Below are 12,739 nucleotides of genomic sequence, written 5' to 3'. Positions count from 1 at the left end.
CTATTCTACATCTCCACGAAGAACCTTTGATTTGATACTTCCCCATTTGGTCCTTCAACTAAACGAGTCCTGCCATAAAATCCATCATATTTACTAAATGCTAATGCAATACTACTATTGTCTAATTTAACTACTCTCAATACTTGCACTTTTTTCACTAATGGATTTCTAACACCGTGAGAATAGTTGATATTCTAACCAATAATTTAATTATCGGATCTATATTTTTTTATTAAATACTTGTTAAGAACCATGTAGAACAAAATTTTAACTGAATAGATAGGATGTAATAATTTAATAAACTATAAGAACTAGTGTATGATAAGTAAATTACTATTAAAGATTAAACTTCTAATAGTGCTAGTTATGGAGCATTTGTATGTTAAAATGATTTCCAAAATTTAATGAAATTCACTAACGCTATAAAGAGAAAGAGAATTCTTTAAATATCAATTTTAAAATTAATAAGGTGAAATAAATGATTGTAAATACATTAAATGACGTAAATAAGTTAATTACAGAATGGCAAACTGCTATTGAAGCGGAACGAAATTATTTGAAATTTCATGGTGGGAGAAGTTATACCCTTTCTAAGGGGACTCCACTATATCAAATTGGACAAAGTACGGTTATCTTGTTTACGATTTATGCAGAAATTTTTGTCCCAGAAGGAACGCCGGTTCGAATAAAAATAGAAAATCAAGAGTATCAAGGTGAATTATTGTCCTTTAAAGGTTCTCAAGTTGAAATTAAAATAAATGAAAGAATTACTTCGACGATTCCATATGCGGAGCTTTTTAATGAACCATGGGAGCTACTAGATCAATTAATTGAAAGACTTGAGGAAATAAAAGATTATCGTAGTAAACAAAAAATGATTATGAAGCTAATGAATGCTGATTCTACTGTTAAACATTTAAGTAAAATGAAGAAAGAAAGTTCAACAAAGCAGGAGCTAATTTATCGTTCGTTTTATAATGAAACAACATATATTTGGGGACCACCTGGTACTGGGAAATCTTATAATTTAACTAATATTATTTTAAAACATTACGAAAAAAACAAGTCGGTTTTAGTAATTGCCCATTCTAATGCTGCAGTAGATGTTTTAATGAAAAATGTAATTCATGAATTAGAAAAGAAAGATAAATGGAAAAGTGGCGAGATTGTCCGCTATGGGTATACAAAAGATGAAGTGTTATTACAACACGAAGATGTTCTTTCTTCAAAGCTTGTTGAAGTAAATGGAAGTATAAATCAATATGAGTTGGAAAATTTAGATGAACGAAAGCACTCGATGCTAAGGAAAGCTAGAAGGGGTGCAGCCTCAAAAAAAGAATTAGATGATTTAAGTAAAATTCAAAATAAGTTAAATAAAATTCGAGGGGAAATTCGTGAAAAAGAAAAAGAATTGATTGATCAAGCAAAAGTGATCGGAACTACATTATCGAAATGTTCAATTGATCCTTTAATCTATTTACGCCAGTTCGATTTAGTCATTGTTGATGAAATTAGTATGGCATATACACCACAAATCGCCTTTGCTTCAACATTAGGGAGACGAATTGTTGTATGTGGAGATTTTAAACAATTACCGCCAATTGCAACATGCTTTCATAATGAAAATGTGAAAAAGTGGTTACAGGAAGATTTATTTCACCATACTGGCATTGTGCAAAAAATAGAAAATGGTGAGCCATTAATTAATTTAGTTTTATTGAATCAACAAAGGAGAATGCATCCGGCCATATCTGGATTTACAAATAATGAAATCTATCATTCGTTGGTGTTTGATCATCCTTCTGTCAAAAAAAGACAGGAAATCGCAAAACATAGACCATTTACAATGCAAGCAAATAGTTTAATAAATTCACAATTTCTAAAAACCTATGCTTTAAAAGATTCAAATACGAATTCTAGATATAATTTAGGCTCTGCGATTATTGCAATTCAATGTATTCTTTCAAGTATAGTAGATGGGGTCAAGTCAATTGGAATTGTTACGCCATATAGAGCACAGGCAAAGCTACTTACGGCACTCCATAAAGAGATTATCGGGAAAACAAAATATCGAGAATTACCAATACAAATCGCAACAGTACACCGATTTCAAGGAGCGGAGTGCGACGTAATCATTTTTGATTCAGTTGATACGAAACCACAATATTCTCCTGGATTATTGCTAACAGATCAAAACAGTGAAAGATTAATAAATGTTGCTTTGACTAGAGCTCGAGGTAAATTTATTCATATTGCAGATATTCCATTTATAAAAAGTAAAACAAATTCAAAAAAGACGATTAATAAGTTAATTCATTTCCAAATAGATAATGAATACAAGGTGAGTAAAGAAGAGTTTGAAAAGGTTTTTTCAAAGAGTATATCAAAGAGGTTAAGACTGTTTTCAAATGATTCAATGGACCTGAAAAATGAATTAGTAAATGATCTAAAAAATGCTAAGATAAAAATAATCGTCTCCATGCCAAATTTATCCGAAATGTCTTTGGAAATTCGAAAACTTATCAATGAGGTTGAGATACCAATGCTATTTATAAGTGAAGCTCATTTTGAAAATCAAAAAAATAGAAGTTTTATTAAAAAAGATCAAGTACAACCTTTTATTATGATTGATAATGAACTTTTGTGGTATGGAATTCCTTTGTCAAATGTTAGTTTAAACCAATCAAATAACTCTGCGAGATTGAATTGTCCTTTAACATGTCAAATATTAAAAGGCTTTATCGACTATTAAAAGTTACATAGAAAGTATTCTATGTAATTTTTTTTTATTCTTATTAAATAATTTTCAGCATAAATTAATAAAAAATGCTATCGGGATAGGTGAATAAATGGTCGATCGATCGGTATTTTCTAAATTGTCTATGCCATGTGCTTTTTTAGATTGGGATGCTTTTGTTCAAAATGTGGATGATATTGCAGCTAAATCAAACGGTAAGAAAATTCGAATTGCTACAAAATCAATTCGTAGTGTACAAGTTTTAAGATATATTTTAGAGAGCAATGATTGTTATGAGGGGTTAATGTGTTATAACCCCCATGAAGCAGATTTTCTTGCTGAAAATGGATTTGATAATTTATTAATTGGCTATCCAACAGTTGATGTAATAGGATTAAATAAAATTGCATGTCAAATAAAAAAGGGTAAAAAAATTATTTGTATGGTGGATCAGACAGAACAGATTAGTATGATTGAAAAGATCGCGGTAAAAAAGGAGATTGTTATTCCACTTTGTATTGACATAGACATGAGTACTTCATATTTAGGATTTCATTTTGGGGTAAGAAGGTCACCTATTAAAGAAACTAGAGATTTAGTACCTCTACTAACCCATATATTGCAGTCCTTGAATGTGCGCTTGGAAGGAATTATGGGATATGAGGCACAAATTGCAGGTGTTGGTGATGATGCCAAAAATAAGATTTTGAAAAATAAAATAATCCAGTTTTTAAAGACGAAATCATTAGGTGAAATAGCGAAAAAAAGAAGAGAAATTGTTAAATACATTGAAAAAGATGGCTATCAACTTGAGTTTGTAAATGGTGGAGGTACAGGAAGTCTTCACTCGACGACAAAGGAAAAAGTAGTTACTGAAGTAACAGTAGGCTCAGGATTTTACGCTCCAACTTTATTTGATGAATACAGAAGTTTTCAATATCAACCTGCAATTGGCTTTGCTTTACCAATCATTCGAAAACCAGCGGATAAGATTTTTACATGCACTAGTGGAGGATTTATCGCATCAGGTGCTGTAGGAAAAGAAAAATTACCAACTCCATATTCCCCAGATCATTGTACTTTATTGCCACTAGAAGGTGCTGGTGAAGTTCAAACCCCAGTTTTTTATTCAGGACATGAAGATTTAAAAATAGGAGAAGCAATTTTATTTAGACCAAGTAAGTCCGGCGAAATTGCTGAGCGTTTTTCTCATTTATATGTAGTAAGTAAAAATAAAATCATCGACCAGTTTACAACATACAGAGGAGATAGGGGGTGCTTCCTATGAAAAGTATGTTATGGAAAAACTGGTCTGGAAGTGTAAAGTTTAAACCGAATCAAGTATTGTATCCATCATCGATTGAAGAAGTTGTAAACCTCGTTAAAAAAGCTAACTTGGAAAATAAGAAAATAAGAGTAGTAGGTTCAAGTCACTCATTTACTCCACTAATTTCAACAAACGACTATTTAATGTCATTAGATAATTTAAATGGTGTTATTTCAATCAACAAAGAGGAACAGATTGCCGAAGTCTGGGCTGGAACTAAGCTTGAGCAATTAGGAAATGAATTATACGAATCAGGTTATTCGCAAGAAAATTTAGGTGATATTAATGTTCAATCGATTGCGGGAGCATTTTTAACGGGTACCCACGGGACAGGAATTGATCACGGAATTTTATCTACACAAATCGAAGAGATGACAGTAGTTTTACCATCAGGTGATCTATTAGATTGTTCAAAAACAAAAAATACAGATATATATAGGGCAATTGGCGTATCGTTAGGTCTACTTGGCATAGTTGTTAAATTTAAAATTAGAATAAAGCCTGCTAATACGTATCGTTATGAGAGTAAAAAAGTAATGATTGATGAGGTTTATAGTAATCTACTAAATTTGAAAAAAGAAAATGAACATTTTGAGTTTTACTTATTTCCTTATTCTGATCATGTTCAAATAAAGGTAATGAATGAAACTAGAACGAAGAAACATTCATTTAAATATGAGAAATGGAAGGTAGCCACTATTGAAAATAAAGCATTCTGGTTATTAAGTGAATTTAGTAGAAACTTTCCAAAAAGTAGTTCTCAAATTAGTAAAATAAGTGGTAGGAGTGTTCCAAATTCAAGGATGGTCGGACCGAGCCATGAATTATTTTCAACAACTCGAAATGTAAAATTTAACGAAATGGAATATAGTATTCCAACTGAATATATGAATGATGCAACTTTAGAAATACAAGAAGAGATAAAAAATAAACGATTTAACGTCCATTTCCCAATCGAATGTCGATTCGTAAAAGGAGATAATTTTTTAATTAGTCCTGCTTCGATGCGTGATTCAGCGTATATCGCAATCCACATGTATAAAGGAATGGATCATCAAGACTATTTTAATAGAATAGAAGAAATTCTTCAAAGCTACAATGGTAGACCACATTGGGGAAAAATGCATTCAATGAATATAGAAAAACTAAATCACCTGTATCCATCATTATCTAACTTTCTTACTATTCGAAGTCAATTAGATCAGAATAATATTTTTGTGAACGCTTATCTAGCGAAATTATTTAAGATTGAATAATAGTTGTTGATTTTAAGGCTTGCTGTTTAATGATTTAATAGTTCTATCTGTAGTACCTTAATTATATAAGAGGTAATATTAAAAAGTACGAACACTAAGTGAAATTAATTAGAAAACTCGGTCTAAATAATAGGTACATTTCTAAATAGTTTAAAATGACTGAACAAGGTTCAGTCATTTTTTTATGAAAATCTAATTGAAAATATTTATCAATTGTATTATGATGAGTAATGAGAAAGGTTATCAATATCAAATACATATATTTAATTTAGAGTTTTCGGGGGTATTTTCATGAAGAAGCAAACGACAATGATCGCAATTTCTCTTGCTACAAGTTTAATGATGGCAGGTTGTGCACAAAAAAGTGAAGAAGCTAGTAACGTAAAAAAAGAACAAAAAGTAGAAGCAAAAATAAATTTAGATTCAGAGATTAATAATTATAGAGATTTCGTTATATCTCAAACGGAAGAGTTCGTATCAAATACACAGAAGTTCGTTGATGCAATTAATGCAGGAAACATGGCAGAAGCAAAACGTTTGTATCCAATTAGTCGTTCATATTACGAAAGAATTGAACCAGTGGCAGAATCATTTGGCGATTTAGATCCAAAAATCGATGCACGTGAAGGTGATGTACCTGCAAATGAATGGACTGGTTTCCATAAAATTGAGCAAGTTCTTTGGGTTCAAAATACAACAAAAGGTCTTGAAAAATATACAGAACAACTTATGAAGGATGCTAACTACTTAAGAGCAAAAGTAGAAACAGCTGAAATTGATCCGGTATTATTTGTAACTGGTCCTGTAGAATTATTAAATGAAGTTTCATCTTCAAAGGTTACAGGTGAAGAAGAACGATATTCACATACTGATTTAGCTGATTTTGCAGCTAACGTGGAAGGTTCGGATAAAATCGTTCAATTATTATCAGAAAAATTAAAAGCAAAAGATGCTGATTTAGCTTCAACAATTGAAACTAGATTCAATGATTTAATGACAACTTTAAATACTTATAAAAAAGGTGATCAATACGTTGATTACAAACAGTTAAAAGAAGATGAAGTGAAAAAATTAGCTCAACAAGTAGATGCATTAGCAGAACCGATTTCTCAAGTTGGGTCAACATTAGGGGTTAAATAATATGAAAAAATTAGAAACGAATAAAGTTTCTAGAAGAGATGCATTAAAACTTATGGGAGTTGGTGGAGCTGGTATACTAATTGGTGCAACTGGAATTGAAGCAGCTACTGAAAAGGTAACAAATTTCTTTTCACCTGCTAAAGCGGATGCAAGAGAGATTCTTCCGTTTTATGGTAAGCAACAACAAGGTATTACAACTCCTGCTCAAGATTTTATGTATTTGGCGTCATTTAAACTAGAAACTACTTCAAAATCAGATGTCAAAACAATGTTTAAAAAATGGACTGAAGCAGCAGCTTTAATGAGTGAAGGAAAGGAATTAGGTGATTCTGAATTTCCTTCATCGCCACCAATTGATACGGGTGAAGCAACAGGTTTACAACCCATGAAGCTTACGTTTACATTTGGAGTTGGTCCTACATTTTTTGACCGATTATCAATTCAATCAAGTAAACCATCGGGGTTAAAAGATTTACCTCATTTTCCTGGTGATGATTTAAGAGAGGAATGGAACGGTGGAGACATCGTAGTTCAAGTTTGTGCAAACGATCAACAAGTTGCCTTTCATGGCGTTAGAAATTTGATTCGTATTGGACGTGGAACTGTTAGTTTAAAATGGATGCAGCACGGTTTCCAACGTTCATCTGGAGCGGATCCATCAGGTAGTACACCTAGGAACCTAATGGGCTTTAAAGACGGGACTGGAAATCCAGATACAAAAGATGAAAAAGAAATGAATACACATATTTGGGTACAAAATGGCGATGGCCCAGCTTGGCTAACAGGTGGTTCTTATCTAGTTACAAGACGTATTCGTATCCGTGTTGAGGAATGGGATCGTAGTTCATTACAAGATCAAGAACAAACATTTGGACGACACAGAGCAAATGGTGCACCAATTGGTGAAAGTAGTGAATTTGCTAAGATAGATTTAAAGAAAACAGATGATAATGGGAAATTACTGATTCCTTCAAATTCTCATGTTGCCTTAGCAAAAGGAAAAGGAAAAATTAAAATTTTAAGAAGATCTTATTCATATACTGACGGACTTGATATCCAAACGGGAAAATTAGATGCCGGCTTACTATTTGTTAGTTTCCAAAGAGACTTAGAAAAACAATTTATTCCTTTACAAGATAAATTAGCGAAAATGGATTTATTGAACGAATACATTGAACATAATGGTAGTGCAGTATTTGCATGCTTCCCCGGGGTTAAGAATGGAAGTTATATTGGTGAAGGATTACTTTAGGTGAATTGTATGAAAAAAAATATACTTTTAATAGCTAGTTTACTATTTTTTAGTTTAATATTTAGTCCGTTTCATAAAACATTTGCTGAAACTGATCTTCAAGAACAAGTACTTTCACATATTGGTAACTCTTTAACAGAAGTTAAAAATGGTGAAAAAGATAAAGTGAAAACAGATTTATTAGCGATTAAAGAATTAATTAAAAATGAGAAAAAAACTTCAAAATTAAATAAACTAGTTGACCAAGCGATTAAAGATATTGATCAAAATGATCTTGCAACAGTAAAAGATGATATTCGTGGGGTAGCTTTTGAAACAGAAAAGTGGATTGAAAATACGAATGATAAGAAAGATCTTTCTCAAATTAATCTTACTAAACTAGTATCTCATTTAAATAATGTTAAAACTTTATCAAATGAATCGAATTGGGAAAAAGCTCAATCAGAGTATAAGCTTTTTGAAATTGAATGGTCTAAAATAGAAAATGATGTAAGAAAAGCAAATAGTGGTTTTTATGGTTCAATCGAAGCAAATATGATTACTTCAAGGTCAACTTTGTTTACTGAAAATCCTTCAATTACGAAAGTTAATGATTCTTTTACTAAATTAATTGATGTATTGAATAATCCAAGTAGTGACTCAACAAAAGAAGTTAGTATTGAGAAAGCTATAAAACTACTCAATCAAACAATCAATTATGTAGAATCAAATGATACAGAGAAAGCACAATCAACATTTAATGAATTTATACAAGATTGGCCATATGTTGAAGTAATGGTTCAATCAAATTCAATGGAATTATATAAGAAGATTGAAAATGATACATCCATTGCATTAACTCAGTTAACGGAAAAGCCTAAATCTGCTACAACGATGAAAACATTAAAACAAATTCAAAACAATTTAAACTTAGCTACGAAGAAAACATCTTATACGATGTTTGATGCAGGGACAATTGTATTTCGTGAAGGTTTAGAGGCTTTAATTATTATTTCTGCTTTACTAGCATTAGTGTCAAAAGGTAAACAAGTATCAGCACGTAAGTGGATCTTCGTTGGTGGTGCTTTTGGTATTCTAGCTAGTTTAGTAGCTGGTTTATTATTCCAATTCTTATTATCAAAAATCTCAGCTGGAATAAGTAATCAATTAATAGAAGGCATCTCTGGTCTTATTGCTGTTATTTTCATGTTAACAGTTGGGTTATGGTTGCATAAACAATCTCGCCAACAAGAATATGGTAGTAAGATGAAAGAAAAAGCAAAAACAGCTATTGCAGGCGGAGGAATTCTTTCATTAAGCTTACTTTCATTTTTCGCAGTATTTAGAGAAGGTGCCGAAACTGTCGTATTTTATATCGGTATGAGTTCTTCAATTACAGCCAAAGAATTGATTACTGGTTTTGCAGGTGGAATTATTTTACTTGTTATAATTGGAATTTTCATCTTAAAAGGAAGCAAATTTATTCCTTTAAAGCCGTTTTTTACAATCGCAAGTTTATGTATTTATTACTTGACGTTTAAATTCATTGGTCAAAGTATTCACGCATTACAAGGAATTGGCTATTTGCCTGACCATATGAGTACTATTTTTCCAACAATACCTAAATTAGGGATTTATCCTTCCCTAGAAAGTATCATTCCACAACTAATTTTATTACTATTTGTCATTTGGTTGTTCGTTGGAACAAGAATCAAACATAATAATAAGTCAATTGCTGCTTAAAACAGTATAAGAAAACAGACAGTATTGTCACTCAAATAGACAATTACTGTCTGTTTTTTATCGTCTTTTCAGTTTAGTAAATGTCCAATCAGATTAACGGAATTCATTTTATAAAAAATTGGAAAATTATGAGCTAAAATATTTAAAAATTCTTTTAAAAGAGATAAGATAAGATTAAAGAAATAGATGGGTTTCACATAATAGTATTATGTAAACTAGGTAATGTTAGGAGGATTTAAAATGATTCAAAAAGCTACATTTGCAGGTGGTTGTTTTTGGTGTATGGTAACACCATTTGAGGATTTACCTGGTATACATGGTATTGTTTCAGGTTATATGGGTGGGGAATTAGAAAACCCTACGTATGAAGAGGTTAAAAAGGGGACTACTGGTCATTATGAAGTAGTTCAAATTACATTTGACGATGAATTATTCTCATACAAAAGACTATTAGAGTTATTTTGGCCACAAATTGACCCAACGGATCCAGACGGTCAATTCCAAGATAGAGGTTCACAATACCGAGCTGCAATCTTTGTTCATAATGATTCACAGCTTAAGGAAGCAATGGAATCAAAAGAAAAATTAATTGAAAGTAATATTTTTAAGAAACCGATCGTAACTGAAATATTACAGGCAACTACTTTTTATGAGGCTGAAGAGTATCACCAAGACTATCATAAAAAAAATCCAAAACACTATAAAGAAGATAGAGCGATGTCTGGAAGAGACGAATTTATTGAATCAAATTGGAAAAAGTAGGCAGGGAAACAATAGAAGCTCCATAAGAGCTTCTATTATTTTTAAGGGAGCATAGGAATATTTATCTATCCTAAAAAATTCAATCCATATATCTGCTCTCGAATGGAGGTATACTATGGAAACAAATCGAAGGCTAGTGACCATCGGGTTGTTGGTAGCTGTTACATTGTCTGCGATTGAAGGGACGATTATTACAACTGCCACACCTACCATCACTACAGAATTATCAGGTGTTAAGTTGATGAGTTGGATTTTTGCAGCTTATATGTTGGCAATGACTGTAACGACACCGATTTATGGGAAGCTATCGGATTTATATGGTCGCAAAAACTTATTAATGTTTGGTATCATTTTATTTATTTTAGGTTCAGTTTTATGTGGTTTTTCACAAAATATGGGTCAATTAATATTATTTCGTACAATTCAAGGGCTAGGTGCTGGAGCTGCATTACCTTTAACGATGACGGTAATAAGTGATCTGTATCCATACCAAGAAAGGGCTAAAGTGCAAGGGTATATTAGTGCAGTATGGGCAGTTTCAAGTGTAATCGGTCCATTAGTTGGAGGATTTTTTGTAGACTTCATTTCTTGGCGTTATATCTTTTTTATTAATTTTCCATTCGGAATCATTTCCATTATTCTATTTTGGAAATATTATCATCAAAAAATTGACCGTAAAAATACAATTTCAATTGATTATTTAGGCTCCATTCTTTTTATATTAAGTACTTTATCTGCTTTATATGCTTTAGTTGTAGGAGGAGAGCAACATAACTGGACTTCTCCAAATTTATTATTCCTTTTTGCGTTTGCAATCATTTTATTTGGGTTATTTCTTTTTGTTGAAACAAGAGCAAAGGAACCATTATTACCACTTTCTTTATTTAAAATCCGTCATTTAGTCGTAACATATGCAGCAATGTTTATTGCACATGCACTTCTAATCTCGATCGAGGTATATTTACCAGTTTATAATCAAAGTGTGTTCGGATTAAGTGCGACACAGTCAGGTTTAATGTTAATTCCACTTTCATTCGCTTGGACATTAGGTTCTTTTTTATCTGGTCGATTCATTAAGAAAATGAAAGCAAGAAATATTATCCTATTAGGCACTTTCTTATGTATTATAGGTGCCTTTGGAATGAACTTTTTCCATGATTCAAAAATATTAATTTATCCATTTAATGCATTTTTAGGTCTTGGCTTTGGATTATCTTTTCCAATTTATATGATCCTAATTTCATCAGCTGTAGGAATGAACCAGCGGGGCATTGCAATTGCCGCAAATTCCTTTTTAAATACTTTTTCGCAAACAATTACGGTTGCTGTGTTAGGAACTATTTTTACGATTAAGGCTTCCGAAGTATTGAATGGTCAAAAATTAGTACTAAATACTCATAATCAAATCAATCATTTATCAACAGTAAAAGCTGTAACTGCTGGTTTTGAAATCATCACTTTATTTATGGCGGTATTTAGTATTATTACATTTATTTTCGTTTTATTTTTACCGTCTGAACAATCTGAAGAAAAAAAGGTTGAAATAGCACACTAATATAGAAAAAGAAAGCTGGGAGAGAATGAACAACACACTTAAAGGGATTTTGTACGGTGTACTTGCATATGTGGTATGGGGTGTCTTACCAATTTATTGGAAACTAATTAAAGATATTTCACCTTTTGAAATATTAACACATCGTATTATATGGTCTTTTGTTACATTAATACTTTTCATTCTTCTTACTAAAAAATTAAAGCAATTTAAAATTACTTGGAAGCAAGTTGTAAGTAATAAAAAAGTATTAGTATCAATGATTGCTATTTCACTATTAATTAGTACCAATTGGCTAATATATATATGGGCGGTCAATTCAAATCATATACTTGATGCAAGTTTAGGCTATTATATTAATCCATTAGTTAGTATTATACTTGGTGTAATCGTATTGAAAGAGTCACTGTCAATTTGGCAAATCGTTTCAGTTTGTTTAGCTTCAATAGGTGTAGGATATTTAACAATCATGTCAGGTACATTACCAATCGTAGCGATACTATTATCTTTAACATTTGCTTTTTATGGATTACTGAAAAAGATTTTAAATATCGATTCTTTCTTAAGCCTGACAATAGAGACATTATTAATTTTTCCAGTAGCTTTACTTTACTTTGGTTTCCTAGCTTATAAAGGCCAAGCAGGACTAGTACAAAGTGCACCAATTGAGCAATTATTAATAGTAGGTGCTGGTTTAGTAACAATTATTCCTTTATTATTTTTCGGTAAAGCAGCACAATTAATTCCGTATACTTATGTTGGATTTTTACAATTTATTTCACCAACAATAAGTTTATTAATAGGGATTTTATTATACGATGAAAGTTTCTCGAAGAAAGACTTTATCTCATTTTCATTTATTTGGGTAGCTTGTATCGTATTTGCGGTCTCAACTACACCTTTTATGAAATCCATTGAACAAAAACTTAAAAATAGTAATAAAAAGCAATCAATTTCTGCCTAAAAATATCTTATGTTTGTAGCATTGAAA

General features: G+C 31.4%; 9 protein-coding genes. All 9 read left to right on the top strand.

Features of this window, described 5'->3' with window-relative positions:
* Positions 1 to 478 precede the first annotated feature (478 nt).
* The 9 genes from COI44_RS19985 (at position 479) to rarD (ending at position 12,712) form a co-directional block, all read left to right on the top strand.
* Positions 479 to 2,752: an AAA domain-containing protein gene (locus tag COI44_RS19985; protein WP_098429507.1), complete on the top strand. Its 2,274-nt coding sequence runs from the start codon at positions 479 to 481 to the stop codon at positions 2,750 to 2,752.
* Positions 2,753 to 2,849: 97 nt separating this feature from the next.
* Complete coding sequence (locus COI44_RS19980) at positions 2,850 to 4,025, top strand: amino acid deaminase/aldolase (protein WP_098429506.1); 1,176 nt, start codon at positions 2,850 to 2,852, stop codon at positions 4,023 to 4,025.
* A complete protein-coding gene (locus COI44_RS19975; RefSeq protein WP_098429505.1) occupies positions 4,013 to 5,320 on the top strand; it encodes a D-arabinono-1,4-lactone oxidase in 1,308 nt (435 codons plus the stop codon). The genes COI44_RS19980 and COI44_RS19975 overlap by 13 nt, the downstream gene beginning before the upstream one ends.
* A gap of 291 nt (positions 5,321 to 5,611) precedes the next feature.
* A complete protein-coding gene (gene efeO, locus COI44_RS19970; RefSeq protein WP_098429504.1) occupies positions 5,612 to 6,460 on the top strand; it encodes an iron uptake system protein EfeO in 849 nt (282 codons plus the stop codon).
* 1 nt (position 6,461) lies between these two features.
* A complete protein-coding gene (gene efeB, locus COI44_RS19965) occupies positions 6,462 to 7,712 on the top strand; it encodes an iron uptake transporter deferrochelatase/peroxidase subunit (RefSeq protein ID WP_098429503.1) in 1,251 nt (416 codons plus the stop codon).
* A gap of 9 nt (positions 7,713 to 7,721) precedes the next feature.
* Entirely contained in the window at positions 7,722 to 9,434 is a 1,713-nt protein-coding gene (locus COI44_RS19960) for an FTR1 family iron permease (RefSeq protein ID WP_098429502.1), read from the top strand.
* Positions 9,435 to 9,677: 243 nt separating this feature from the next.
* On the top strand, positions 9,678 to 10,196 hold the full coding sequence (gene msrA, locus COI44_RS19955; RefSeq protein ID WP_098429555.1) for a peptide-methionine (S)-S-oxide reductase MsrA: 519 nt from the start codon (positions 9,678 to 9,680) through the stop codon (positions 10,194 to 10,196).
* Between the two features lie 115 nt (positions 10,197 to 10,311).
* Positions 10,312 to 11,751, top strand: coding sequence for an MDR family MFS transporter (locus tag COI44_RS19950; protein WP_098429501.1), 1,440 nt, complete (start codon positions 10,312 to 10,314; stop codon positions 11,749 to 11,751).
* A gap of 25 nt (positions 11,752 to 11,776) precedes the next feature.
* Positions 11,777 to 12,712, top strand: a complete 936-nt coding sequence (rarD, locus tag COI44_RS19945) for an EamA family transporter RarD (protein WP_098429500.1) — start codon at positions 11,777 to 11,779, stop codon at positions 12,710 to 12,712.
* The last annotated feature ends 27 nt before the right edge of the window (positions 12,713 to 12,739 follow it).

Origin of the sequence: Bacillus sp. AFS088145, assembly GCF_002564465.1 — a bacterium.
Classification (GTDB): Bacteria; Bacillota; Bacilli; order Bacillales; family Bacillaceae_G; genus Gottfriedia.
The sequence above is the reverse complement of the archived record's forward strand: the minus strand, read 5'-3'. Positions and strand labels throughout refer to the sequence as shown.